The sequence below is a fragment of the Ruegeria sp. BHSA123 genome (genome assembly GCF_059613425.1).
On the sequence record NZ_JBXWSL010000004.1, the window covers coordinates 1 to 25,396 of the forward strand.

Sequence of the window (25,396 nt, forward strand, 5' to 3'; positions counted from 1 at the left end):
CTTGTTCCAGCTTTCAGAAAAAAACCCCCGCAAATCCCCATGCCGCTGCGGGCGAATAACCAACACACCCGACAACCCCGTCCGCTCAATCTCCATAACACCTAACCTCAAACGTCTGTTGCCTACGTTTTGGATTTGCCGCACGTATCTGTAATGTGACTTCGATTCGAAATTTTCAGAGCGTAGTTAACTGACCGCGCGAACAAGTTGAATGGGCAAGCTATTTTGTCGAGTTTTACGTCTGATGGCTTTGGCGACCTTCTTGACGGGGCTCTTTGCTGAACTTCTGGTTGTCCATTCCTTGCCGGTGGCCACAAATGCAATCACGTGAAGAGTAAAACGCTTTGTTTGGAACGAAAGAGCGGAGGAAAGAAACGGGAAAAGCGGCGGTATCGGATTCGAGCTGCTACAAAACGTAACGGCTCAAATCCGCCGACTTGGTCAATTCGCCCAGATTGTCGTTCACGAATTGCGCATCGACCGTTATTTCCGTTCCGGCCCTGTCTGGTGCGGTGAATGACAGCTCTTCAAAGACCCGTTCCATGACGGTGTAAAGCCTCCGCGCACCAATGTTTTCAACGCTTTGATTCACGTCGGCTGCGATCCGCGCCAGGGCGGCAATACCATCCTCGGTAAACCCAACCGTAACCTCTTCGGTGGCCATGAGGGCCGTGTACTGACGGGTCAATGCGTTGTCGGTTTCGGTCAGGATACGAACGAAGTCTTCCTCGGTCAGCGCGCGCAGCTCTACCCGGATGGGCAGACGGCCCTGCAATTCGGGCAGAAGGTCTGATGGTTTGGCGATATGGAACGCACCGGATGCGATGAACAGGATGTGGTCGGTTTTCACCGGACCGTGCTTTGTAGAAACGGTTGTGCCTTCGATCAGGGGCAGCAGGTCGCGCTGTACACCTTCGCGACTTACATCACTACCACGCGCTTCTGTGCGGGCGCAGACCTTGTCAATCTCGTCCAGAAAAACGATGCCATTCTGTTCCACCGATTCCAATGCGGTGCGGGTGACCGTCTCATCGTCCAGCAGCTTGTCGGCCTCTTCCCCGATCAGCACCTCATAGCTTTCGGCGACAGTCAGACGTTTTCTAACCGTGCGCCCGGCAAACGCCTTACCGAAGATATCGCCCAGATTCATCATCCCCATCTGACTGCCAGGCTGTCCCGGAATATCGAACATCGGCATTGGGCTTGAACTGTCCGCGACGTCAAGTTCAATGACCGTCTCATCCAGCTCACCCGACTTGAGCTTTTTGCGGAACATCTCTCGTGTGCCTTCACGGGCATCCGTACCAGCGATGGCGTCAATCACGCGGTCTTCGGCGGCCTGATAGGCTTTGGCCTTGACGTCTTCGCGCATGAATTCCCGGGTTTGCAGAATGGCGGCATCGGCCAGATCGCGGATGATCTGTTCCACGTCGCGACCGACATAGCCAACCTCGGTGAACTTCGTGGCTTCGACCTTGATAAAGGGTGCGCGCGCCAGCTTGGCCAGACGGCGGCTGATCTCGGTTTTGCCGACACCGGTGGGGCCGATCATCAGGATGTTCTTTGGATACACCTCTTCGCGAATATCGTCCGGCAACTGCTTGCGGCGCCAGCGGTTGCGCAGGGCAACGGCCACGGCGCGCTTGGCATCCTTTTGGCCGATAATGAAACGATCCAGTTCCGAGACAATCTCGCGCGGGGTCAGGTCGGTCATATGTGTTCTATCCGTTTGTTTCGCACCGGAACCTAATCATAAGCTGCGAAAACACAAGCTGATCACAAAAAACTCACGCCAACACACGAACCGAACACGGAAATTCGAGGTGATGTGAATCGCCACACAGATATTTGCTGCGCATAGTCTCCGTCAACGGGCAAAGTCGCCCGCACGTATCTAATGGAGAACATAAAATGATGACTCGTCGTTCACTTTTTCTGAACGCGGCTGCCACTGGCGCGGCTCTGACTCTGGTCGGCACCAATGCGGCTTTGGCCGGGGGTGACAAGAAAAAGGGTCATTTCGAGGGGCGCTCGAAGCACGAAACAAGCGGCTCGGTCAAAGTAAAAAAGGATGGCGATCGTTATATCGTTGAATTAGGCAACGACTTTTCGTTGGACGGTGGCCCCGACCCGCGTGTGGCATTCGGTAAGGATGGCGAATACGACCCGTCATCTAAGCTGGGTGCACTGCTGAATTTGAAAGGCAAGCAATCTTATGCGGTGCCTCCAACTATGGACATCTCGGGCTACAACGAAGTTTACATCTGGTGTGAGGTCGCTGGCGTCCCGCTGGGTGTTGCGTCGCTTAAATAATCTGAACGACAGAGGCCGGATCATCCGGCCTCTAATCCGCCGTTAGCTGACACGGCGCATATCTGCTACACTCGCCCCAAAGCATTTGAGCACGGGGCGAATTGTATGACGAAAATTGCCAAGATCACCCTGCTGTTCGTGGTGTTCGTGGACCTGATCGGACAAGGTCTGGTCTTTCCCATCATCAATTCGCTGATCATGGAAACGAGCTCCGGTTTCCTGCCGGAAAGCACGCCTGTCGGCCGCAGGCATTTTTATTATGGTCTGGTGATCGGATGCTTTTTCCTGTCGTGGTTTCTGGGCGTTGTTTATGTCTCGAAAGTGTCTGACTCGATTGGGCGAAAGAATGCATTGCTGGTCTGCCTTGGGGGGGCGCTGGCCGGATATGCGTTGACCATTGTGGCGCTTTATCTCAATAACCTGCTTCTGCTGATCGTTGGCCGTTCGATTACCGGGTTCACTGCGGGTAATCAGCCCATCGCGCAGGCGGCGATGATCGATGGCAGCACCGACGCGTCTGACCGGGACCGAAACATGGGCTACATCGTGACAGGTGTTAGCTTTGGCCTTGTCGGCGGGCCGATCATAGGCGCGGTTTTGTCGGATTCGGCGTTATTCGGCGGCTTTGCCACGTTGAAAACCCCGTTCTATGGCGCGTTCGTGTTGGTTCTTGTGGCGATATTTCTGGTGCTGCTCTTTTTCAAGGACACCCGAACCAAGCGCGAGCCTTTTGTGTTTCGCCCCCGTGATATTACCGACAGCCTGATCGCAGTTGGCGAACACCCGCTGGTTCTGAAAATCCTGCCGGTTTATTCGTTTTTCATGATCGCCAATGTCACATTCTACGTGTTTGTCGACAATTTCCTAACCAGCGCATTCGGGTATGGGATCATCGGGGGCAGCGTGGCGATGGTGGTCATCGGTGTGGCGTTGGCCTTTTCCAGCACGTTCCTGGTGAAGCCTGCCCAGGAAAGGTTCAGCAAACACGCGATCATTTACACGTCGCTTGTGGTGATGGTCATTTGCGGGTTTGCCTTTGCCTTCAGCCCAAGCGGTGTATTCAGCTATGTCCCGGTGTTTTTCTTCTATTTCCTGTTCGGCATCGCTTATCCAACACTGTTGGGCCTGTTCTCCTCAAGCGTCAGCGAGGCGGATCAGGGCTGGGCCATGGGCGTGGCCACCGCCGTGTTCTGCCTTGCGGGGGGGATCATGTCACTGATCGGTGGCGGATTGATGAGCATCGATATCCGCGTGCCCTATTACATCGTGATCGTAGCGGCGGTTCTGGGGTTGATCGGCATGCACCGTCGATGGAAAGGCAAAGAGATCAAGGCGCTTTTAGCCTGAGATAGTCTCAACCGTCAGGTTGCCATTGGTGTAGACGCAAATATCTGCTGCGATGGCCATGGATTGCCGGGCGATGTCCTCTGCGGATCTGTCGCTGTCCATCATGGCACGCGCGGCGGCCAGAGCGAAGTTGCCTCCCGACCCGATGGCAGCCACATTGTGTTCGGGTTCCAGAACATCCCCTGCCCCGGTGATGACAAGCAGATCCTTGCCGTCTGTCACGATCAGCATCGCCTCAAGTTTTTGCAGATACTTGTCTGTGCGCCAGTCCTTGGCGAGTTCAACCGAGGCGCGGGCCAGTTGGCCGGGCGTAGCTTCAAGCTTGGCTTCCAGCCGTTCCAGCAACGTGAAGGCATCCGCTGTCGATCCGGCAAAACCTGCCACGATCTCGAACCCTCCGGGAGACAGGCGGCGCACCTTGCGCGCGGTGCCCTTGATCACGGTCTGACCCAGACTCACCTGACCGTCGCCGGCAATGACGACATGACCGTCCTTCTTGACGCCGATAATCGTTGTGCCGTGCCAACCGGGAAAGTCGTTATCTGCCATGATCGTCTCCGCTTTTGCTGGCGGTATATATGGGCCGGACCGGTTGTTGGCGCAACCCATTGCCAAACTGCCCAAAAGATATGCAAAAAATGCAATTCGGGGTTACCGGACCAGCAATTGTGAGTCCGGCCAAGCGGTACTAGATGAGGCTCACAACCGACGACGGGTCGGCTGTTTCTTCAATAAGGACTGCGCACATGGCAACCACAGCTAATATTCATGCGCCGCTCGGAGCAGCTACCATCCTGCACGTGGCGGACGTTTTCATCAATGCATTCGACAGTGTTGTCGCATGGAATGAAGCACGTAAAACACGTAACCTTCTGTCGGAACTCAGCGACACGCAGCTGGACGATATCGGTCTGAGCCGCGCGGATATCGCAAAAATCTAATCCAACCGACGGATCATCAAACCGAACCAGCCGCCCGGATTTCCGAGCGGCTTTTTCGTTGCTCAACTCTGGATGTATTTCCCGGCAAGATCGGGTAAAAAAGCTTCGACCGCGGCAGTTGCAATGACGTGCAGAGTGCCAGCTTCTTCATCAGCTACATCCAGACCACCTTTGACCGCGCGAACCTCGGCTCGGCCGCGCGGCATGTCGGCAGCAACCAATTCACAATTCACCTGTTCCGGATTCTGAACGCCGATTGTCACAAGCACGCGCATTTCGTTGTGATCGATCCCCAGCTTTGAAAACAGCGTGATGGATGAATGATGCAGCGCGTCCTGTACCGCGCGGCGGGCTGCTTTGGTATAATCCTGACCATAAAGGTCATTACCAGTGCCCATTTCCAGGATGATCCGCTTTTCACTCATTGCGCCGGGTCCATGTTGAAAGAAACGATCAGTGCAGCGTTGGCTATCACCGTGTGGCCGTCACCATTCGGTTTTTCGATGTCCAACCCACCTTTTGCGACGGTAATGTTGGGCTGACCATAAGGGAAAACGGCTTTGAGGGCGTCGGTATCCACTTGATCCGGCTGCTGCACGCCGATCTCGGCATCAATGATCATCGCCTCTTTCGGGAAACCAAAAAGTTCGGCCATATTGACCGAGTTGTGCCACAGCGCGTCCCTGATCGCCCGCAGCGACGACTCGGTATAGTCCATCCGGCGCAGGGATGTGCCCATCCCGAATTCTACAAGAACGCGCGTTTTTGCCATTGGTTTCCCCGCCGTTTCAACAAAAAAGGCGCCCCAATCTGAGACGCCTTTCGAACAATCCGTTATCGCCAGATCAGATGGATTCGTCGATCCAGCTTTGCAGCGCGGCTTTGGGGGCAGCGCCTGCGCGGTTCGATACAACCTGACCGTCCTTAAAGATGAACAGCGCCGGGATGCCGCGCACGCCCATGGCGGCGGCAGAGTTCGGGTTGTTGTCCACGTCCACCTTGGCGATCTTGACCTTGCCGCCATATTCGGCGGCCAGCTCTTCCAGTGCCGGACCAATCTGCTTACAGGGTCCGCACCATTCGGCCCAGAAATCCACTACAACTGGAACGTCCGAGTTCTTGACTTCGGCGTCAAAGGTTTCGTCGGTGACGGCTACGGTCGACATATTATGTCTCCTGAATGAAATGCGCTTGGGCTGTGAAGGTAGGGGTGGCAGTAGGCAAGGTCAAGATATCTGGGTGCAGGCCACGGCATCCGTCACAAGATCGTGTGGCAACCACATAAGATTTGCCGTTCTTGTCCAAAGGATTGCGGTGCGTATCTTATGGTCCGGATAGATCTGCGACAGGGCCTGCGCATACGCGCCCATTTGGCGAAGCAACCCTTCGGGGCAATCTTCGACCCGGTTCGGAACGGTGGCATTTGATTTGAAATCAATTACATGGACTTCGGTGTCCGTCACGATCAGGCGGTCGACAATCCCATACATTCGCTGCCCGCGCAGGTCGGCAGTTACAGGTACTTCGGCCAATGTGTCCGGCGTGAAAATGTGTCGCAGGCTTTCGGATGTCAGCACGCCTGTGACTTCGGTCAGCAATGCGTTCTGATCCTCTTGCCCCATGCCGGGCAGCAGGCGGGCGCAAAGCTCTGGCCAGTGGTCCTGCGTGACTTTGGGCAGATGCTCAAGCAGCAGGTGCACGCGGGTTCCGCGCAGTTTGGCAGCGTCTTCATCCAGACCAGCGTCACCTGGCAACGCCTTGGCCCCACCCAGATCCGAAGGGCTGATGGTGGCCGCAGGTACAACCGGTTCAGGTGCAGGGTGCAGGAACATATCAGGTAGATCTGAATGTTTAGCCGATGCGCGTGACAGCTCAACCAGTGGAAACCCATCCCAGTCGCCATGGGACAGCCGACGTGTATCTGAACCAGGCAGTTGCGTTGCCCCGGCCCTTTCCATCGCTGCTTCTACCATCTGGTACCAGCTGTTGCCATCTTTACCCAAATCACCTGCCGCTGCCACGATCAGCCACTTTTCAGCCCTTGTTAGAGCCACATAAAGCAAGCGAAGCCGTTCATTTTCCTCGCGGGTGCGCGCCTCTGTCCGGGCGCGAGTGATCAGGTTCGGCGATTGGTCTGCCGAAACCTTCCACAGGGGAGTCCCGTCTGCCACCATGATTTCGGCGTCGCGTGGCGGCTGGCGTTTGCCGGTATCAGGCAGAATGACGATCGGAGCCTCCAACCCCTTCGAGCCGTGCACCGTCATCACCCGGATCATATTTCCGACCCCGCTCATCTGTCGTTTGATCTCCAGATCGTCGGTCTGCATCCAGACCAGAAATCCAGTCAGGCTGGGGATATCCGTCCGCTCGTAGGCCAACGCCTGCGATAGCAGGGCATTGATACCGTCCTCAGCCTCGGGTCCCAGTCGGCCCAACAGGTTTCGTCGCCCGTCGTGTCGGGTCAGAATGCGTTCAATCAGGTCATAGGGGCGCAGAAAGTCGATCTGACTGCGCAGATCGTTCAGAACGGCCAGAGTTTTGGGGAAATCGTCGGCGCGTCTGCGCAAAGCAGCCCACAGGAATTGCTCCTCCCGCCGATGGGCAAGATCGAAAAGCTGCTGCTCGGACCATCCGAACAGTGGGGATTTCAGAACTGTCGCCAGCGACAGGCTGTCTTCGGGCGTCGCCAGAAAGCTAAGCAGCGCAGCCAGATCCTTGACCGCAAGTTCGGCACCCACTTTCAGCCGGTCCGCCCCGGCGATGGGAAGCCCGGCAACCTTGCAGGCGCGGATGATCTCGGCGAACAGGTCAGACCGGCGTTGCACAAGGATCAGAAAATCACCGGGCTGAACTTTGCGTCGAACAAACTGGCCCTGTGTGTCCCCGTCTTCAGGTATAGTTTCGCCGTCATCGATCATTTTTTTGATCGACGCAGCCACCCGTTCGGCCAGAATAACGGTATGGTGCCGTGATCCGGGCCGGTCCACCGGATCGGTCCAATCCCCCTCCTCCGCGTCCTCGACTTTCTCGACGACGGGCCAAAGATCAACCCGACCGGGCAAATCGGATTTGAAGGCGCGGTGCTGACTTTCCTTCTGAAATCCTGCATCGGCGCGGTTTTCAAAAAGCGTGTCGACCAGAGACAAGATCGCGCTGGAGGATCGGAATGAATATTCCAGCGTCGAATCCCACAGTTTAGAGCCTGAATCAGAGAGTTTCCGGTCAAACTCTTCCTGCATACGGTCAAAGGCTTGCGGGTCGGCGCCCTGAAAGGAATAGATCGATTGTTTTTTATCGCCGACAACAAAGATAGTGCGCTCGACCCCTGATCGGGCCCCTTCCCCGCTAGTGAATTCCTGAGCCAGTTTTTCCACCACATCCCATTGATCGGGGCTGGTGTCCTGCGCTTCGTCGACAAGAATGTGGTCGATACCCCCGTCCAGACGGTACAGCACCCATTCAGCCACCGTCGGGTCATTCAGAACCTGACGTGCGCGCAGGATTAGATCGTCGAATTCCAGCCACCCCCGCAACTGCTTGCAGCGCTCATATTCCGGTAGGAATGCAGCGGCAAAGCGGTGCAAAACGGCGGTTTTCTGGGCAGCAATCAGCGCCAGTCGGCGTTCACGCGCAGCTTCGACCCGCAGCATGAGAGCTTCGAGTTGAGGCATCCGGTCCGCCAGCGCACCTTCGCGAAGGGGCTTGGTGGGAAAGCCGTTGATCTTGGCGGTGAACGGTTCTTTTGCGCCTTTTCCGGTCAGCAGCACGTCTTCCAGCATGGGCAAGTGAGCCAATCGTGCTTCGGTAAACCCTGCCAGCCTTGCCGCTGCCTTGGCATTATTGCCGCCACTTTCGAGCAATAGGGGCAACATTGACTGGATCAGCTCAACCTCACCACCCAAAAAAACGCTTTGGAACAACGCATTATCGCTAAAATGCGAGGGCAGCTCGAAGCGTTGCAACAGATCAGACCAATCCAGTTGTTGCGCGAACAGGTTGCGCTTTTGGGCGATCGCCGCAGTCAGCTTGTCAAAGCCTGAATCGGTGACAAACCGGGCCACGTCTTCGATCAGCCGTGCCTGCGGGCCTTCCGCGAAATCTTCAACAATTTCTTCCCTCAGCAAAGCTGCCGCACGGTCTTCCATTTCCGAAAACTGCGGGCTGACTCCGGCCTCGAGCGGGAAACGACGCAGCAACGAGGCGCAGAAAGAGTGAATTGTCTGGATTTTCAAGCCGCCCGGCGTCTCAATGGCGCGGGCAAACAGGGTGCGCGCTTGTGCCAACCGGTCTGAATCGATGGCGCCGGTCACGCCCAGTTCGGCCAGGTCCTTTTGCAGCCTGGCATCTTCAAGCATTGCCCATTTGCCAAGACGGTCAAACAATCGGTTCTGCATCTCGCTGGCAGCAGCTTTGGTATAGGTCAGGCAAAGAATGTGTTGTGGCTGGACGCCACCCAGCAGCAGGCGCGCCACCCGATCGGTCAAAACCCGTGTCTTCCCTGACCCTGCATTGGCGGCCAGCCAGGTCGAGGCATCGGGTCGCGAGGCCTGCACCTGCCGTTCGGTTGCTTCGTTGCGCGCGCTCATGTCAGATCCTCGGGGCGCGTTTCGGCTGTCCGGTCCCACTCGCCGAACCGGGCAAGATGATCATAGTCACCGATATCCGTATCTTTGTGCAGCATTCGGCGGGACGAATACCCCTGATCAGACTCTAAATAGGCTGATATCAACTCTTTCAGCTCGGTCAAAACCTTGTCGGCGGGTTCTTTCAGCAGCGGCGCGGGCACCTCATTATAGGCACCACCCATACCGATGAAGATGGCCTCTGCCACCGCCATCGGGTCAAGCCCCTCGATACCGCCCTGCTCGGCCATTGCGGCCTCGATCAGCAATTGCTTGTCGAATTTGGATTGCTGGCTTTCTGTTGGAGGCGCGCCGGTTTTATAGTCGATGATCCGCAAGGCCCCCCGGCTGTTGTGATCGATCCGGTCAGCGCGCCCTGTGATGGTGAAGTCCAACGGGTTCAGCACCAGCTTCATCGCCGCTTCAAAGGCCACTGGCCCACCGTCACCCCGGCGCGAAAGTTCAGCGCTGATAAAGTCGTCTGCGATCCGTTCCAGCCGCGCCAGCCACAGATGTCGCGCCGTGGGCCAGGCGACATGCTGCTCCAGTAATGTGTGCGCGCGTTTCAGAAAATTCTCACGCGTCAGCAAGGCGTTGTCGAGCACGCTATCCTTGACGAAATGTTCGAGGATTTCGTGGATCACGATCCCCCGCAGCAACGCGTCGGGTGCCTGGACAAGCGGATCGAGAGGTTTCAACCGCAGCACATGCTTGGCGTAAATGGCATAGGGATCGCGGATCAGTCGCTTGATTTCCGTTACTGACAGGTGACGCGGACGCGCGACAACTGGCGGGCGCGGGGATGGGCGTGGCGCGGGGTCAATGCGCGGCGTGTCTTCCAGAGCCTCGGACCAGTTCAGCCAGTTTTGGCCACGGGCGCGCATTTCGGCCAGCGCTTGGGGGCCACCCTGCTCAGGCAGACCCTGCAACAGGTTTGTCAGCCGGTTCACCCAACGAGACGGCACCATTTCCGCATCATCCGAGCGGGTTGCGCGGGTTAGCCAGACCTCGGGCGCGCCGATGGCCTGTTGAAAGTCATGCGCCGACAGGCCGATCCGGCGTTCAGGCAATAACAGGCCCGCCCTGTCGCGCATCTGTCGGTTCAGCCAGGGGTCGGGCGCCGGCGCCCCTGGCCAACTGCCTTCATTCAATCCGCCAAGGATCAACAGGTCTGCACCTTGTACCCTCGCTTCGAGTGTGCCCCAGATCATGATATGCGGATGCGGCGCATCGCGGTCGCGGACCTCTTCCCCGGCAAGCAGCGCGCCCAGAAGATTGGCAAAATCATGGGCTGTCATCGGCCCGCCATGTTGCGCCTCATCCCTGAGAGAATTCAGCACTGCCAGCGCCTTTTGACCCGCGTTCTTGTCCCACAGCGTGCCGGTTTCACCTGCGCTGCCAGCCGAGATCGCCTCGGCCAGTGTTGTGAGCCGATCTACCCAGTCGGAAAGCGCCAACTCGCCACTGATCTGCTGATCGCAGAAGTGGTGAACAACCCAATGGACCCAGCTTTCGGGGGCTTCTTTGCGTACTGCAAATGCGGTGAGGCTGGTGCCATCCGGAAATGGTGGGCCATTGCGGCGCAGATCCAGTTCCAGATCACGCGTGTGCAGCAAATGTTTACCGCGTTCACTGCCGTCATGGCACAAAGGGTGCTTTAGCAAGGTAAGCAGCGCCTCGCCCTCCAGACGGCGCGTGAACAGACCAGCCACATGTCGCAGAAACCGGCCCGGGGGCGAGAGTTGCAGCGGCAGACCGGCGCTGTCATCTGCCAGAATGTTCCACCGATCCAGCGCGGCGCTTACCTGACGGGTCAACATGCGATCCGGCGTAATCAGGGCGGCGGTCTGACCGGTTTCGGCAGCTTGTCGCAGGCGCAGGGCAATGGCCAAAGCCTCGTCCCGCGGTGATTGCGCCTCGATCAGTGTCAGGTCTTTGGTTGCGCCGAGTAGATCAGCCAGTTTCGGGCCTTCGCTCATCCAGGCATCGGTGATCGGGGCTGGGCGCAAAGCCAGGGAAACCAGACGGTTACGGGCAGGCGAGGGGGCGTTCAGGTCTGTCCATGGAGTAATCTGACCGGGTGACAGGCCCAGCCCGCGCATCAGCTTGCGAAACCGGTATTGCGGATGATCTTCCGAAGTCAACGCATCATCCAACCCTTCCCAAACGTGATCCGGCTGGTCGAAATCGTAACCGGGCAGTACCAGCGCCCCTTGCGGCAAGCGCGCGACGGCATCCATCAGCATCAGCGTGGTGCCGCGCGAACCGGTCGACCCGGCCAGAATAACCGGATGCAGGGGGGGATCGGTTTGCCAGCGGGTGATCAGGTTTTCGACCACGCGACGTTGGCGGGCCTGCGCGTCCATCACCTGCGAGCCCGTGTCAATGAAATGATCTGCGATACCGATAAAGGTCTGAGCCCGCGCCCAATGGCCGGACATGTCGCTGACATCCAGCCCCCGGATCGTGTCCGGTGACACACCTTCGCCCTGCATTTCGTCGATCAGCGCCGCCAGACTGTCGGACAGGTCAAAAACCGATGACCGCGCGGCCAAATCCGGTTGTTGTTCCAACAATTTGGCCACCAGCTGAGACAATTCCAAACGCCGCCGAAGGGGCGGGATGGCAGGTGGAATATGCGCCAGATCAGCGCTGTCCCCCAGATCGGTTAACAGCGTGATGCGGGGCAGCAGGCATGGTGGCCCCTGATTGAACAGATCACGTACGCGCCGTTCCATACGCCGCGTGTTCAACACCAGCCCCACCCGCGCCAAAGCCTCGGGCGGGCCTGAACAACGCCGCCTCAGGCCGTCGACCAACGCCTTGGGGAAATCCGTACCGGGCGGGACGGCGAAGACTCGGGGCAGGGGTCCGGGGTCAAACATCTGCCAGCAAATCCTCGGCCAGAGCGATCCCATCGGGGTGGCCCACATCACACCAGCGACCGGGATACTCGATGCCGAACAAACGCCCCTGATCGTGCATCTGGTTCCAAAGCAGGTTCAACGAAAACGCCGGTTGCGAAATGGCGTGCAACCCTTGTGTCTTGAGGATCTGCGCGCCCCCGTAAACCAAGCCGGGCCCACGCGTGATCCGCCCCACCTGATCGGCGGTAAAATCACCCGGCCTGTCGTGACCAATGGCCTGCGCAGTCGGAACACACATCAAAAGCGCATCCATGCGGGACGGGTCCCATGCGTTTTGCAGCAGCATCAATGGATTTGGGCCGGACCAGATTGCGTCGGTATTCAGTGTGAACACAGGGTCGGTGCCCAGCAATGGCAGGGCTGCGCGCAACCCGCCGCCGGTTTCCAAAATCTCCGGCTCTTCCAGCGATATCAGAATGCCTTTGGGCCTGAGATGCGCGTCGAGCTGATCGGCGTGGTAATGCACGTTTGCCACTGTGCGAACAGGGCCAAGGTTGTCGACAAGATCCAGCGCGTGGTCGATCAGGGCGCGCCCGGACACTTCGATCAGCGGTTTGGGTCGGTCCTTGGTCAACGCGCCCATACGGGTGCCAAACCCGGCGGCAAACAACATTACGGCAAAGGGTGATCCGGTCATTGGGGCCTCAGCCTGGCCAAATTCTGAGGTGTTGGTCGGGGCAGAGCGTCGTGCAGCAGCGAGGCCACCGAAACAAGGGCAGGGTGTTCCAGATCCCTCATGAGGTGCGACCAGACCGCCGGGATCATGTCCAGATATTGCGGCTTGCCGTAGTCGGTTGCCAGCCGCGAAAAACCGCCAAGGATGCGAAGATTTCGCTGCGCGCCCAATACGCTGTACGCGGTACGAAATTCGTGATCGTCCATACCTGACCCTGCAATATAGCGGTTGATCATCTGCATTTCTGTTCCGACCGAAACATCGCGGCGAATGTCCTGAAGCAAGGACACCAGATCATAGGCGGGGTGCCCCAGCATGGCCAATTGGAAATCCAGCAATCCGACGCGCCTTATGCCGTCGCGCTTGGGCAGCCACAGAAGGTTTTCTGCGTGATAGTCCCTTTGAATGACAACTTTGTCCCCAGAGGTTTCGCGGTGCAAAATATCTGCAAACCGAAGTTCGAACCGGTCCAGAACGCCCTGATCAACATTGCCCTGAATGCCAGCGGCGTATTTCGTAAGCGCCAGTGCCGCCAGGTCCGTCATCAGGGCTGGATCGTAAGACGGTAGTGATAATATTGGCGCCTGATGCAGGTGCAGCAGCACGTCTGTCGCGGCCTCGTACAAAAGGCGTTCTTTGGACGGGTCTTTTTTAAGGACGCGTGCAAACAGATCATCACCCAGATCTTCCAGCAGCAGAAATCCATATTCAGCGTCTTCTGCGTAAATCTCGGGCGCACTCAGGCCAATCGAACGCAGATACTCGGCAACACGCACAAACGATTCGACGCTTTCGCCCTTGTCAGGTGGTGCATCCATCAGGACAGCCGTTCGCCCACTGACCGGATCGGTCACGCGTTCGTACCGGCGGTTCGATGCGTCGCCGGCCAGTGGTGCACGCGTTGCCCCGACCCAAGGAGTTTGTGCAATAAGGGCCTCTGCCAGGACTGTCCTGTTTGTCATCCGGCATTCTCCAACTTGTCTACCCATTTCGGATCGGTCCATGACAAGGACATGTGGCGGGTTTCTTCTGTGTCATGGTCTGTTTCGAAGGCCAGTTTTAACGCAGCGACAGGGGCTAGTGCGCCCAGTTTTTCCGGCCATTCCACAAGGCAGATTGCTGTGTCAAAGGCTTCAACCAAACCCAGTTCATCCACTTCCTCTAACGCGTTCAGCCGATAAAGATCGCAGTGCCAGATCTCACCGGCAGGGGTGTCATAGGTCTGAACCAAAGTGAATGTGGGTGATGGCACGTCTTCCGGTTCAGGCATAAGTGATTGAATGAGGTTGCGCGCGAAATGCGTCTTGCCGCTGCCGATTGCGCCGCTAAGCAACAGGACATCCCCGGAACCAAGCGAAGACCCGACACGGGCCGCGAAATCTGCGGTTTCATCGGGCGATTTAAACGTCAGGGTTTGGGAGGTCGTCGTCATGGCGTCACAATGACGTTCTGCCCAATCGGCTGCAACCCCGGTTCAGGCGCTGATCTGTTCCAACGGGGCGGTTTTTGTCAGAAGATCCACGGGTGCAAACCGCACGATCGTCGCACCGTTATGAACTGGTGAAACCGTGCAGTCCAAAGTGATGCCTGACCGCATCCGGATTTCAGCCGTCCATTCCGCCCGGTTATCCCGCATTTCGACAAAATCCCGGATCTCTCCGAGGATCGGCGTAGCAACACAATGGTCCTGCCACCGCCGCGTAACATCGGTGACCGTGTCGGTCTGAAAGCCGATTTCCTGTGCGTCGCCCCAAAGCTTTTCGTAGGCGTAGTTGGTAAGGGCCAGGGTGCCATCATCGGCAAATACAGCGATTGCATCGGCCAGCTTGTCCAATATGGATTGCATCAGATCCATCTCGGACCGGAAGCGTCGCGTCAACGTGATTTCGGCAGTAATATCTTCGAACAGAAACGCAACGGCCCCATCGGGATGCGGCCTGCCGCTTACAGAATAAACTGAGCCAGAGGGCAGCGACCATGTTTCGTGATAATTACCGCCCTCGGCTGCTTCGAGCAGGTCGTTCATCTGACGCCGCCATGTACGGTAGTTCTTGGGCTCTGGCATCATGTGCTGATCCCTAAGCCGGTCGAAAAAACTGCTGATGTTCGGGCGGCAGCTGAGGAAATCCGGCGGCAGCGTGGTCAGATCGATCAGGGCCGGGTTGAACAGCGCCAGTTGCCGCTTGCGATCGAAAATGGCCAGGCCGATCGAAAGTTGAGCAAAGGTCTTGGTCATGGTCTGCACGAACTTGCGTTGCGCGGTTTCCGCTTCGACAATAGCGTTGATGTCTGTGGCGTAACATAACCGCCCGTCGTCCTGCACGATCTGCGTCAGGTCGAACCACAACTTGCTGTTGGTTCCTGTCACTTCCACCGCCACTCTTGATTTTCCGAGCGACGGAGCATCAGAGGTGTCCGGGAGCAGAGGGGCAGTCAGATCGGCATCCTGACCACGTGCCCGGCGAACAAGCGTGACATAAGCTGCATTGCACCACTGCACCTGGCTGTTGTGATCCAGCAACCATACCGGATAGGGGGCCTGTTCCATGGCCAGACGGCTCGGTTCACTCAGCGCGCTTGACCTGGTCGGAGAGATTCGGGCCGGTTCGTGCAGACGCACGCGGACAATCCCGTCGATCCATTCACACACCACTTCGCGTTCGACTGTGCAATCAATGGCCGAGATTACCAGTACGTTTTGGTCGCGAACTTTTTCGGGTGTTTCGGGGAAGGTGGGGAAATCTCTTTTCAGCAGGCGGTGCAAATCCTGCCAGCTTCCAACATGCTCGAACCCGGCAAGCGCGATATCGGAGTGGCTGATCAGGTGATCACCATCAAACAGGAATACCGCATCAAACAGGGATGTTGTTGAAAACAAGCCAAAGACATCGTCGCGTCGCGTCTGGCGTGGCAATAACCACTGTACGGCAAAGCATCCCGATACCAGGCTGATCGCGGCCAGAATGATCCAATCGGCCATTAATTTCCCCAAGGTATAACCAAACCCCGGCTGACTATGGGCAGGATAGGTTAACGGCTCCTTAACTCATACTTGAATGCGTTTGTTGGAACCGGATGGAACCGGAGTGTCACCTTTTTGCGCGTCAATCAGGTTGCGCGGCCACGAGACCTTGACGATTGCACCTGTCCTGTCTTTTTGATCGGTCAGACGCTGATACGGATCCGTGCCATTAGCGAATTTCAGCTCGGCGCCGCTGCGTTCCAGCAACGTTTTTGCGATGAACAGCCCCAGTCCCATGCCTTCGTATTCCGGACGGGTTCGCAGGTCGGCTTCGGCCCGTCTGCGGCGCATGAAGGGATCACCGATGCGGCCAATCATGTGCGACGGGTAGCCGCGCCCGTCATCCATGATGCTGACGGTGATTTTGCTGTCCGTCCATTCGGCTTCGACCCAGACATTGGCGCGGGCGAAATCTACGGCATTCTGTATCAGGTTGCGGAGTCCGTGAATGATCTCGGGCTTTCGCAGAATCGAGGGTTGCAGCACATCTCCGTCCTGCGCCGGGCCTTCCGAAAAATGAACGACCTTGCCCCGGTCAACATGCGGTTCGGCGGCTTCGTTCACCACTGTTGAAAGTGGAGCCTGCCGCAAATGCAGGTCATCTTTTCCGGCACGACCCATATCGCGCAAAATGTCGCGGCATCGATCGGCCTGTTCGCGGATCAAGGCCGCGTCTTCCTTGAGGTCGGGACGGTCGTCCAGCTCTTCGATCAGTTCCGCACTCGTCAGTTTGATTGTTGCCAGAGGGGTGCCCAGCTCGTGCGCGGCGGCGGCGACCACGCCGCCCAGATCGGTCAGTTTTTGCTCGCGCGCCAGCGCCATATGGGTGGCAGCCAGCGCTTCGGACATGGACTGAACCTCGGAACTGACGCGGTGAGAATAGGCACCGATAAAGACGATGGCGATAATAATAGCCGCCCAGTTGCCAAACAGCAGGATTTCCGGAATGTCCAAAACCACCCCGATGTTGGTCCGCAGCGGCAGGTGGAATTCCGCCAGCAGAGTGGTCAGAACAATTGCAACAGCCCCGACAATCAAGGTCGACCGTGTGCTCATCACATTGGCGGAAATCGTGACCGGCCCCAGAAGCAGAAGGGCAAAGGGGTTGTTCAGCCCGCCTGTCAGATACAGCAAGATCGACAGTTGCAACAGATCGAACAGAACCATCAGGAAGTTTTCGAACTCGGACATCCGCTTATTCTGTGGAAACAACAGAATGGCGGTCAGGTTACCCATGACCGAGATCCCGATGGCCAGATAGCAAAGGCCCAGTTCCAGCTGCACATGATAGTATTGCTGGGCCACGGTGATGGCGGTGATCTGACCAAAGATGGCAACCCATCGCAACAGGATCAGAGTGCGCAGGCGGATCCAGCTGCTGCGTTCCTGGCCGCGCCAAAAAGTCTGATTGGAATCTGCCATCGGTCGCTTATGTCCTGTTGCAAAGGCTGGTCATCTTGTTAGGTGTCCCGGCCGAAACGATCAACAACTCCTTGCGACCGGAAAACCGAAATGACCCGCCTATACGCAATTCTTGCAACTCTCGTTCTGGCTATTGGCCTAGGTGCGATGTGGCTTTTGACGCGTGGGGGCGGATCCGACGACCAGTTTGCACAGTGCCGGTCCGGGCAGATCGCCGGGGGGACCGCTGCTATCGGCGGGCCGTTTGAACTGGTGAATGGCAAAGGTGAGACGGTGACCGACAAAGACGTTATCACCGAACCCACACTTGTCTATTTCGGCTATACATTCTGCCCCGATGTCTGCCCGTTTGACATGTCCCGCAATGTTGAGGCCGTGGATATCCTGAACCAGCGCGGGCAGTCGGCAACGGCGCTGTTCATCTCGATCGATCCCGAACGGGACACGCCCGAGGTTGTGGATGATTATGCCTTCAATCTTGGCGGTAAGACGATTGCGCTGACCGGTTCACCCGAACAGGTCAGGGCGGCGAGCAAGGCTTACAAGACCTTTTACAAGGCACAGGATAAAAGCGACGAATTCTATCTTGTTGACCATTCCACCTTCACCTATCTGGTGACGCCCGAACATGGTTTCCTTGAATTCTTCAAGCGCGATGACACGGCCGAACAGATGGCGGACAAGGTCGGGTGCTTTCTGGACCAGGCTGCGCATTAACAAGGTTGTTTGACCTTTGTTTCTGCGCTGCTATTACTCATGTTTAAGCCAAAGGCATGAAATAGCGGAAAGACCTAACATATGGCAGACAGTTCTCAGCTTGATATCGGCCCTGACAAATCCCTGCTTTTGGTGGATGATGACGAGCCGTTCCTGAGACGTTTGGCCAAGGCCATGGAAAAGCGTGGGTTCGAGGTTGAAACCGCAGGATCCGTCGCCGCAGGTCGTGCAATTTCCACCGCCCGCCCACCGGCTTACGCAGTTGTTGACCTGCGACTGGAGGATGGCAATGGTCTGGATGTGGTTGAGGTTCTGCGCGAAAAGCGCCCCGACAGCCGGGTCGTGGTTCTGACCGGGTACGGGGCGATTGCGACCGCAGTCGCCGCGGTAAAAATCGGCGCAACCGATTATCTGTCGAAACCCGCCGACGCCACCGACATCACGAATGCGCTGCTGGCTAAAGGTGACGAACTGCCCCCGCCGCCGGAAAACCCCATGAGCGCGGACCGTGTGCGCTGGGAACATATCCAACGTGTTTATGAGCTGTGCGACCGCAATGTCAGCGAAACGGCGCGGCGGCTGAACATGCACCGCCGGACCTTGCAGCGGATTTTGGCGAAGCGTAGCCCTCGGTAGAAGTCTGCCATCCTACTGGTTTGCTGAAAAGGTTCGTAGATGGGATTTAGCTTCCAATGCAGAACTTGTGGTGAGCGTCACGAGGGCCTTCCCAGTTTCGGACCTGATGCTCCTTTAAACTATGCAGTTCTTTGTGAAGAAGATCAAAATGCCCGTGCTGAATTGGGGACGGATGACTGCATAATTGACAACGAGTACTTTTTCGTAAGAGGCAGGCTTGAAGTGCCCATCATAGATCAGTCCGAACCGTTTGTATGGTTGGTATGGTGTTCACTGAGCAGAGATAGCTATGAGCAATGGCGGGATGTGTTTAATCTGGAGCAACGGTCAAACATTGGTCCATTCTTTGGGTGGCTAAATGTGCGACTCCCATTCTACGAAGATACGGTAAACCTCGCGACGTCAGTTCATCTGAGAGACAATGGTCTCAGGCCGCTAGTTGAGGTCCACGAGGCGACGAATAAGCTTTACCTTGATCAACACAACGGAATTTCAGCGGCAGAGGTGGAAGCAATGGTTCACGACCTCTTGCATCCACCAAACTAGTAAGCTGCTTTACTGATCTCGTTGAGCAATGCTTCATGCTGCTCCAAATACGCCCGCCGTACTTCAACCGGCGGGCGTAACGTGATCTCCAATCCCTCCATAACCGCTTTATCCGGGCGACCAAAGAATTTCGTCGCCTCGGCCTCGGAAAAGCCTGCGATCTGGGTTGCCTCCATCCAGGCACTGATTTTGTCGGCCTTTTTGATCTGCCGTTTCACCGTTTTCGGCACTGCAGCGGGCAGGCCAAAGCGGATGTGGATTGCCGCCGCCAACCGGTCATCCAGCGCGCCGTAACCGGGGCCCACGGCGGATTTGACCGGCGAAATCATGTCGCCGATCACGTATTCCGGCGCATCATGTAACAGGGCTGCCAGCCGCCATTTGACGGGTGTCTTGGGCGCAATTCTTCCGAAGAGTTCCTCAACCAATAGGGAATGCTCGGCCACGGAATAGGCGAAATCGCCGCGTGTCTGCCCGTTCCAACGTGCCACAAAAGCAAGCCCATGCGCGATATCTTCGATCTCGATATCCACCGGGGTCGGGTCCAGCAGATCCAGCCGACGCCCCGATAACATGCGCTGCCATGCCCTGGGTTGTGTTGCCATTTTGCTATACCTCGCCTGACCGGACGCGATTGCGCCATATTTTTGTGCTATGATGTACCTGTCTGGATCACTTGCTGCCAACAGTTTCTTGAGCATTTGTGCTTTGCAACGGCGTGCCATGATCCCGACATCAAAACCGAGGGGGGCACATGCTTCTCCCGGTGTGCTCCTCTCGACCGTGAAACGCGAAACGATAGGAGTTTGTCATGTTCAAGCGTTTATTCGCCATTGCCCTGACCTTTGGAATGGCCGCGACCGCCCCACCAGCCTTTGCCCGGAGTTGTGCAGAGCGCGGCGACATCGTCACCAAATTGCAGGAAAACTATACCGAGGAATTGGCCTTTGGCGGCTTGCAAAAGACGCGCGACGCGCAGTCTGTGATGGAGGTTTGGGCCTCGAAAGAAACGGGCAGCTATACCGTTTTGGTAACCAATGCGAACGGAATCAGTTGTATTGTTGCCGTTGGCACCGATTTTTTTGAAGCGATACCAAAGATAAAAATCGAAGGCACGCCAAGCTGAAAGCGGCCACCAGGCTTCCGGTAACAGTCTTCAAAGTTGCCACCTGCCCCAAGGAGTGCTAGGGGCAGCCGGGACTGTGATTTACCGAAAATGGAGCGCCAGACGGCCGTGGACTATATCGTTAAAGACATTTCGCTGGCCGGGTTCGGCCGCAAGGAATTGGACATTGCCGAAACCGAGATGCCGGGCTTGATGTCCCTGCGTGCGGAATATGGGGAAAGCAAACCTCTGACAGGTGCGCGTATCGTTGGATCGCTGCACATGACTATCCAGACAGCTGTTCTGATTGAAACGCTGGTTGCGCTGGGCGCGGATGTGCGCTGGGCGTCGTGCAACATCTTCTCGACCCAGGACCATGCAGCAGCCGCGATTGCCGAGGCAGGCATTCCCGTCTTCGCCATCAAGGGTCAAACGCTGGAAGAGCATTGGGATTATCTGGATAAATCCTTCTTGTTCGAAGACGGCCCGAACATGATCCTCGACGATGGTGGCGACGCGACCCTGTACATCCTGCTGGGTGCACGTGCGGAAGCGGGCGAAGACATCATCCCAGTTCCGGGTTCGGAAGAGGAAGAGGTGATCAAGAAGCAGATCGCCAAGCGCATGGCGGCAAGCCCCGGCTGGTTCACCAAGATGCGTGACCAGATCCAAGGCGTTTCCGAGGAAACCACCACCGGCGTGAACCGCCTGTATCAACTGGTGAAAGACGGCCACCTGCCCTTCCCGGCGATCAACGTGAATGACTCGGTCACAAAGTCGAAATTCGACAATAAATACGGCTGTAAGGAATCGCTGGTTGACGGTATTCGCCGCGCCACCGACACAATGATGGCCGGTAAGGTTGCCGTGGTTTGCGGCTATGGCGACGTCGGCAAGGGCTCAGCCGCCAGCTTGCGTGGCGCGGGTGCGCGCGTGAAGGTGACCGAAGTTGACCCGATCTGCGCGCTGCAGGCTGCGATGGATGGGTTCGAAGTAACCCTGCTGGAAGACGAAGTTGCCAGCGCGGATATCTTCATCACCACCACCGGCAACAAGGACGTGATCCGCATCGAGCATATGCGCGAGATGAAGGACATGGCCATCGTCGGCAATATCGGGCACTTCGACAACGAGATTCAGGTGGCCAGCCTGAAGAACCACAAGTGGACCAATATCAAGGAGCAGGTGGACATGATCGAGATGCCTTCGGGCAACCGTCTGATCCTGCTGTCTGAAGGCCGCCTTCTCAATCTTGGCAACGCCACAGGTCACCCGTCTTTTGTGATGTCGGCCTCGTTCACCAACCAGGTTCTGGCACAGATCGAGCTGTTCACCAAAGGTGATCAGTACGAGAACAAGGTCTACATCCTGCCCAAGCATCTGGACGAGAAGGTCGCCCGCCTGCATCTGGATCGCATCGGCGTGAAGCTGACGAAGCTGGATGCGGATCAGGCCGCGTACATCGGTGTCAAACCAGAAGGTCCATACAAGCCGGAACACTACCGCTACTGATTGTCGTCTGACGATGACACAGAATAACGGACGCCGCCGGTTTCTTTACTCGGCGGCGTTCTTTGTTTTCAGGGTTCTGGTTGTGGTGATCGTGCTGGGTGGCGGCGGCTGGGTGCTGTTGGCGCATCCAAAGACACCGGTGCCATCTCACTGGAACCCATTGCACGACCTTAAAGTCAGCGCGCCGGTCACGCCGGTCACCAGGTATCAACTGAACCGGGCCTTGGCGGATGAAACCCAGTGTCGGGCTACATTGACCGAAGCGGGCGTTCATTTCGAGGCGATGGAGGATCTGGCCATTGATCAGAGCTGTGGCATTGCCTCACGGGGCCTTCTGACCCGGCTGGCCACTTCGCACATCGAAGCCGTTGAAACCAGTTGCGCCACAACATTGCGGCTGACGATGTGGGAACACCATGTCGTTCAGCCGGCCGCGTACGAACTGCTTGGAACCGGCATTGCCCGATTGCGCCATGTCGGAAGCTACAATTGCAGGCGCATGCGCACCCTACGAGGTGAAAACAACGGATGGAGCAGCCATGCCCGTGCGGACTCGATCGATATCATCGGTGTGGAGACGACCGATGGCCGCGTGCTGACCCTGTTAAATGATTGGCAGGGTACCGGACCCGAACCCGCATTTCTGCGGCAAACCTGGCGAGGCGCGTGCGGCTGGTTTCGAGTGGTTCTAGGCCCGGACTTCAATCACTTGCACGCGGATCATTTTCACCTGCAAGGTTCTGGTTGGGGGTATTGCAGATAGGTCTTGCATCCCGTGCATTCCAGCCTTCGTTAAGGGGGAGGAAACGCAATATTTTATCCTTTTGGGCTGACCTGTGACACGTCTAGTCTCGGCTATCGGTGATTGGTGCCGGATTAACGGATAAAGGAGATTGGGACATGGGCAAGCGCGACGAGTTGATAGCCAAATACGCTGAAGATCTGAAAAACAAATGCGGAATAAGCCCCGATATGGATCTGCTGACCAAGGTCACAATCGGTTGCGGCCCGGCGATTTATGACGCAGATGCGGCAACTGTTGCAGCCAGCCAGGCGCCCGAGTTGGAAACCGTCAAGAACAACTTCCTGATCAAGAAACTGGGCCTGTCAGATGGTCCCGAGCTGATGGCAGCGATCAACAAAGCCATGGAAACTTATGGCATGTCCGAGCGCAACAAATACCGCGCCGTGGTCTATTACATGCTGACCAAGCATTTCGGGAAAGAAGCTGTTTACGGCTGATCTAACCGCGCAATCCTGAAACGCCTGTCGTCTTTCCGGCAGGCGTTTCGTATTTGAGTTGTTTTTTAAGGACTTGGCGTTTGAAACGCTGCGCGCGGTTGGGCTAAGGTCAATCCGTGACCAGGACGGTCAGAACCAGATATTTCCATACGCGTGTGGTGAGTAGGGAGCACGCGGGGGTAGGGAAGGTTCTGTATCGTCAGAGCCTTCCCTCATTACTCATCTGAACTCTTTAAGAATACGCGCGATGAGGTTTTCTGCTCTGTCAGGTTGAACGGTTGAATTGTCGTCCGCATTTCCGCCGCTGCCTTCCAGATAAACCTCGATCCGCCCCGGGCGCGTCTTGCTGCCCGAGCTTGTGAAGTCCCGTGAAATACCCCCCAGTGCATCGGCGGCCATCGCGGCGTTTTCGGCGTCATCGGGGTGATAAAACCGGACCTGGGTTTCTCTGACCCGGTATCCCACCCGAGCTGTTGCCACCACTGTTGCCTGACCTCGGACAAGCAGTTCCAACGCCCGGTTGCTGGTCTCTTGCGAAACTCTCGACGGTACAAAAAGCGAGACCTCAAGATCAATGATCGGCGTCACAAGAAGCGGTTTCACCTCGGCGTAGGGCGGGTTGGCGGGTGTGTCGATCTCTTGCGGAATGGGATCATTGGTTATCTGTGATATCTGCGATAATCCGCCCTTGTTCAGCGGATTGGGATTGCGAAGTCGTGGTTCATACCAGGCAGGAATCGCGGCTTGAATGTCTGAGGCGGTCGCGGCGGCCAACGTGGGTTCCATCCGGGCAGGAATGAAAATCTTGGGCGGTGTTAAGGAAATCTCCGGCTTCTCCGTTACCGCTTCGGGATTCGGGCCGGTTGCAAACTCGCTTTCCGGCATGACAGTGTTTTCCAGTTCCTGGGAAAGGGTTGCACTGGATTGATCCAAAACAACCGGATCGACTGACTCGCTATTTGGCTTGTCCAAGGGTTCGCTGACGTCAGCGGGTATTGAGAGAGGCTCAGGCTCAGGGGGCCCTGAAACCAACAGATCCTCTGGTATAGGGGCGTCTTTCGGGTCCGGCAGGCTGGTGGCTGCGGCCTCAGGCGGTTCTTCGGGGGCCAGAAAGGTTTCAGAAAGCGCATTCAGAACGGCCTGATCTTCTGCGTCTGCGGTTGGCCAGTCATCTAAAAGATTTGCAATGACCCATTGCAAGGCGGCCCCGCACAAAAGGGCAACCAGTACTAGCGCGACCCGAGTTTTCCGTTTTTTTCTGACGCGTGGCTTGTCCAGATTTAGCGAGCGGACCCGTTCGGAAACGATCTGCTCAGTATCTGTATCGTCCGGTGGGGGCAGAACGTCCGATTGCGCAGAGGTCGAAGCAGGTTCTTTCAGCGCCTCTTCTTGCGCCCCCGCAAGCACCGACGCGCGCTTCTCCCGCGCCTCTTTCAGGCGCGCTTCCCAGGTTCTCGTGCTTTTCGCAGCAACGGTGTTATCGAGTGTCCCGTTGCCGTTTTCAGTGTCAGACACGGGGTTCAAACTTTCAAAACATATCGAATTTATCCGAACAACACCAAGCGGTTACGATCAGAGCAATCATAACCTTCAGGTCCCTACCCGGCGTAGCCCTTGGAAACATAACACCTTGCCGGGCGTTTGAGAAGTTTTGCACCTTGTACAGGACGGCAGGTCAATCCGGCTGCGTTTCACCCAAGGCGCAGATCGCCTTCCATTGATCGTCAGTTACCGGCTGCACCGATAAACGAGAGTTTTTCACCAACACCATTTCGGCAAGCCGTTCGTCGGCCTTGATCTGGTCCAGTGTCACGGGTTTGGAAAAGGACCGGACGGCCTTGATATCCACGCATTCCCAGCGCTCATCATCGGTGGAATTGTCGGGATGTACCTCGGCGCATACCTCGACAATACCAACAACTGACTTGTCCTTTTGAGAGTGGTAGAAGAACCCCCAATCCCCAATGGCCATCTGACGCATGAAATTGCGCGCCTGATAGTTGCGCACACCGTCCCATTCCTCGCCCGTGTCCCCCTTGGCCATTTGCTGTTCCCAGCTCCAGGTCGAAGGTTCGGACTTGAAAAGCCAATATGCCATCAGCCGATCACCTTTTTCCAGGGAATCAGTTCAACCGACTGGAACAATCCAGCCTTCGCATAGGGGTCATTATCTGCCCAGTTTTGCGCAGCAGCCAGATCTTCGACGTCGAGCACAACCAGCGAACCGATCATGGCGTCGCCATCCAACAGCGGCCCTGCCTGCGATACAACACCCGTTTCTTCGATATAGGCCAGATGGGCCGCGCGATTGTCCAACCGGGTTTGCAGTGCCCCGGCTTTGTCACGGGCGATGAGTGCGATCAGCATG

The 25,396-nt window shown here is 56.9% G+C and carries 26 protein-coding genes and 1 pseudogene; 10 read left to right on the top strand and 17 right to left on the bottom strand.

All coding sequences use genetic code 11. The features are described from left to right. Nucleotides 1-96: pseudogene (locus AC2FNC_RS02990) on the bottom strand (dTDP-4-dehydrorhamnose 3,5-epimerase); the annotation flags it as partial. A gap of 310 nt (nucleotides 97-406) precedes the next feature. Continuing rightward, nucleotides 407-1,714 (bottom strand): ATP-dependent protease ATPase subunit HslU, encoded by a 1,308-nt coding sequence (hslU, locus tag AC2FNC_RS02995; protein WP_496714584.1) that lies wholly within the window; start codon nucleotides 1,712-1,714, stop codon nucleotides 407-409. Nucleotides 1,715-1,911: 197 nt separating this feature from the next. On the opposite strand from hslU, the gene AC2FNC_RS03000 reads away from it, so the two are divergent. Both AC2FNC_RS03000 and AC2FNC_RS03005 read left to right on the top strand, forming a co-directional pair. Beyond that, entirely contained in the window at nucleotides 1,912-2,313 is a 402-nt protein-coding gene (locus tag AC2FNC_RS03000) for a DM13 domain-containing protein (RefSeq protein WP_480482580.1), read from the top strand. Nucleotides 2,314-2,418: 105 nt separating this feature from the next. After that, entirely contained in the window at nucleotides 2,419-3,660 is a 1,242-nt protein-coding gene (locus AC2FNC_RS03005) for an MFS transporter (RefSeq protein WP_496714585.1), read from the top strand. Here the strand turns inward: AC2FNC_RS03005 and hslV are convergent. Beyond that, on the bottom strand, nucleotides 3,652-4,209 hold the full coding sequence (gene hslV, locus AC2FNC_RS03010) for an ATP-dependent protease subunit HslV (RefSeq protein ID WP_480496391.1): 558 nt from the start codon (nucleotides 4,207-4,209) through the stop codon (nucleotides 3,652-3,654). The two genes, AC2FNC_RS03005 and hslV, sit on opposite strands and share 9 nt — an antisense overlap. A gap of 197 nt (nucleotides 4,210-4,406) precedes the next feature. On the opposite strand from hslV, the gene AC2FNC_RS03015 reads away from it, so the two are divergent. Then, nucleotides 4,407-4,601 carry a DUF1127 domain-containing protein gene (locus tag AC2FNC_RS03015; protein ID WP_480521310.1) on the top strand — a complete coding sequence of 65 codons (195 nt, stop codon included), beginning with the start codon at nucleotides 4,407-4,409 and terminating at the stop codon, nucleotides 4,599-4,601. Nucleotides 4,602-4,663: 62 nt separating this feature from the next. Here the strand turns inward: AC2FNC_RS03015 and AC2FNC_RS03020 are convergent, their stop codons facing one another. The 10 genes from AC2FNC_RS03020 to regB all read right to left on the bottom strand — a co-directional run bounded on the left by AC2FNC_RS03020 (nucleotide 4,664) and on the right by regB (nucleotide 17,270). Next, on the bottom strand, nucleotides 4,664-5,026 hold the full coding sequence (locus AC2FNC_RS03020; RefSeq protein ID WP_480624775.1) for a Lin0512 family protein: 363 nt from the start codon (nucleotides 5,024-5,026) through the stop codon (nucleotides 4,664-4,666). Beyond that, nucleotides 5,023-5,373, bottom strand: a complete 351-nt coding sequence (locus AC2FNC_RS03025; RefSeq protein ID WP_496714586.1) for a Lin0512 family protein — start codon at nucleotides 5,371-5,373, stop codon at nucleotides 5,023-5,025. Before AC2FNC_RS03025 ends, AC2FNC_RS03020 begins: the two co-directional genes overlap by 4 nt. A 73-nt stretch (nucleotides 5,374-5,446) precedes the next feature. Further along, complete coding sequence (gene trxA / locus AC2FNC_RS03030) at nucleotides 5,447-5,767, bottom strand: thioredoxin (RefSeq protein ID WP_209505247.1); 321 nt, start codon at nucleotides 5,765-5,767, stop codon at nucleotides 5,447-5,449. A gap of 60 nt (nucleotides 5,768-5,827) precedes the next feature. Further along, complete coding sequence (gene addA / locus AC2FNC_RS03035; protein ID WP_496714587.1) at nucleotides 5,828-9,187, bottom strand: double-strand break repair helicase AddA; 3,360 nt, start codon at nucleotides 9,185-9,187, stop codon at nucleotides 5,828-5,830. Next, nucleotides 9,184-12,108, bottom strand: a complete 2,925-nt coding sequence (gene addB / locus AC2FNC_RS03040) for a double-strand break repair protein AddB (protein WP_496714588.1) — start codon at nucleotides 12,106-12,108, stop codon at nucleotides 9,184-9,186. Before addB ends, addA begins: the two co-directional genes overlap by 4 nt. Then, the gene (locus tag AC2FNC_RS03045; protein ID WP_496714589.1) at nucleotides 12,101-12,787 is read right to left on the bottom strand and encodes a nucleotidyltransferase family protein; all 687 of its coding nucleotides are present in this window, start codon (nucleotides 12,785-12,787) and stop codon (nucleotides 12,101-12,103) included. Before AC2FNC_RS03045 ends, addB begins: the two co-directional genes overlap by 8 nt. Then, complete coding sequence (locus AC2FNC_RS03050) at nucleotides 12,784-13,788, bottom strand: aminoglycoside phosphotransferase family protein (RefSeq protein WP_480555981.1); 1,005 nt, start codon at nucleotides 13,786-13,788, stop codon at nucleotides 12,784-12,786. The genes AC2FNC_RS03045 and AC2FNC_RS03050 overlap by 4 nt, the downstream gene beginning before the upstream one ends. Further along, on the bottom strand, nucleotides 13,785-14,258 hold the full coding sequence (gene tsaE / locus AC2FNC_RS03055; RefSeq protein ID WP_480521324.1) for a tRNA (adenosine(37)-N6)-threonylcarbamoyltransferase complex ATPase subunit type 1 TsaE: 474 nt from the start codon (nucleotides 14,256-14,258) through the stop codon (nucleotides 13,785-13,787). The genes AC2FNC_RS03050 and tsaE overlap by 4 nt, the downstream gene beginning before the upstream one ends. Nucleotides 14,259-14,300: 42 nt before the next feature. Next, nucleotides 14,301-15,806, bottom strand: coding sequence for a PAS-domain containing protein (locus tag AC2FNC_RS03060; RefSeq protein ID WP_496714590.1), 1,506 nt, complete (start codon nucleotides 15,804-15,806; stop codon nucleotides 14,301-14,303). 66 nt (nucleotides 15,807-15,872) lie between these two features. Beyond that, nucleotides 15,873-17,270, bottom strand: coding sequence for a sensor histidine kinase RegB (gene regB, locus AC2FNC_RS03065; RefSeq protein ID WP_480474439.1), 1,398 nt, complete (start codon nucleotides 17,268-17,270; stop codon nucleotides 15,873-15,875). A gap of 90 nt (nucleotides 17,271-17,360) precedes the next feature. Here regB and AC2FNC_RS03070 point away from each other — a divergent pair, with 90 nt between their 5' ends. The 3 genes from AC2FNC_RS03070 to AC2FNC_RS03080 all read left to right on the top strand — a co-directional run bounded on the left by AC2FNC_RS03070 (nucleotide 17,361) and on the right by AC2FNC_RS03080 (nucleotide 19,169). Next, nucleotides 17,361-17,987: an SCO family protein gene (locus tag AC2FNC_RS03070; RefSeq protein WP_480607698.1), complete on the top strand. Its 627-nt coding sequence runs from the start codon at nucleotides 17,361-17,363 to the stop codon at nucleotides 17,985-17,987. An 81-nt stretch (nucleotides 17,988-18,068) separates the two neighbouring features. Continuing rightward, nucleotides 18,069-18,623, top strand: a complete 555-nt coding sequence (locus AC2FNC_RS03075) for an ActR/PrrA/RegA family redox response regulator transcription factor (RefSeq protein ID WP_050604676.1) — start codon at nucleotides 18,069-18,071, stop codon at nucleotides 18,621-18,623. Nucleotides 18,624-18,662: 39 nt separating this feature from the next. Continuing rightward, the gene (locus AC2FNC_RS03080) at nucleotides 18,663-19,169 is read left to right on the top strand and encodes a DUF2199 domain-containing protein (protein ID WP_496714591.1); all 507 of its coding nucleotides are present in this window, start codon (nucleotides 18,663-18,665) and stop codon (nucleotides 19,167-19,169) included. Here AC2FNC_RS03080 and AC2FNC_RS03085 read toward each other — a convergent pair. Next, the gene (locus AC2FNC_RS03085; protein WP_496714592.1) at nucleotides 19,166-19,774 is read right to left on the bottom strand and encodes an HD domain-containing protein; all 609 of its coding nucleotides are present in this window, start codon (nucleotides 19,772-19,774) and stop codon (nucleotides 19,166-19,168) included. The two genes, AC2FNC_RS03080 and AC2FNC_RS03085, sit on opposite strands and share 4 nt — an antisense overlap. Before the next feature lie 206 nt (nucleotides 19,775-19,980). Between AC2FNC_RS03085 and AC2FNC_RS03090 the strand changes: the two genes are divergently transcribed. The 4 genes from AC2FNC_RS03090 to AC2FNC_RS03105 all read left to right on the top strand — a co-directional run bounded on the left by AC2FNC_RS03090 (nucleotide 19,981) and on the right by AC2FNC_RS03105 (nucleotide 23,028). Beyond that, nucleotides 19,981-20,295 (top strand): hypothetical protein, encoded by a 315-nt coding sequence (locus AC2FNC_RS03090; RefSeq protein WP_496714593.1) that lies wholly within the window; start codon nucleotides 19,981-19,983, stop codon nucleotides 20,293-20,295. 90 nt (nucleotides 20,296-20,385) lie between these two features. Beyond that, complete coding sequence (gene ahcY, locus AC2FNC_RS03095; RefSeq protein WP_496714594.1) at nucleotides 20,386-21,786, top strand: adenosylhomocysteinase; 1,401 nt, start codon at nucleotides 20,386-20,388, stop codon at nucleotides 21,784-21,786. A 13-nt stretch (nucleotides 21,787-21,799) separates the two neighbouring features. Next, on the top strand, nucleotides 21,800-22,549 hold the full coding sequence (locus tag AC2FNC_RS03100) for an extensin-like domain-containing protein (RefSeq protein ID WP_496714595.1): 750 nt from the start codon (nucleotides 21,800-21,802) through the stop codon (nucleotides 22,547-22,549). 137 nt (nucleotides 22,550-22,686) lie between these two features. Then, the gene (locus tag AC2FNC_RS03105) at nucleotides 22,687-23,028 is read left to right on the top strand and encodes a DUF2853 family protein (protein WP_480521340.1); all 342 of its coding nucleotides are present in this window, start codon (nucleotides 22,687-22,689) and stop codon (nucleotides 23,026-23,028) included. Nucleotides 23,029-23,247: 219 nt separating this feature from the next. Here AC2FNC_RS03105 and AC2FNC_RS03110 read toward each other — a convergent pair whose 3' ends face one another. The 3 genes from AC2FNC_RS03110 to AC2FNC_RS03120 all read right to left on the bottom strand — a co-directional run bounded on the left by AC2FNC_RS03110 (nucleotide 23,248) and on the right by AC2FNC_RS03120 (nucleotide 25,395). Beyond that, on the bottom strand, nucleotides 23,248-24,543 hold the full coding sequence (locus tag AC2FNC_RS03110) for a hypothetical protein (RefSeq protein WP_480521342.1): 1,296 nt from the start codon (nucleotides 24,541-24,543) through the stop codon (nucleotides 23,248-23,250). 160 nt (nucleotides 24,544-24,703) lie between these two features. Then, nucleotides 24,704-25,126: an EVE domain-containing protein gene (locus tag AC2FNC_RS03115; RefSeq protein ID WP_496714596.1), complete on the bottom strand. Its 423-nt coding sequence runs from the start codon at nucleotides 25,124-25,126 to the stop codon at nucleotides 24,704-24,706. Continuing rightward, on the bottom strand, nucleotides 25,126-25,395 hold the full coding sequence (locus AC2FNC_RS03120) for a YciI family protein (RefSeq protein WP_480482615.1): 270 nt from the start codon (nucleotides 25,393-25,395) through the stop codon (nucleotides 25,126-25,128). Before AC2FNC_RS03120 ends, AC2FNC_RS03115 begins: the two co-directional genes overlap by 1 nt. Nucleotide 25,396 lies beyond the last annotated feature (1 nt).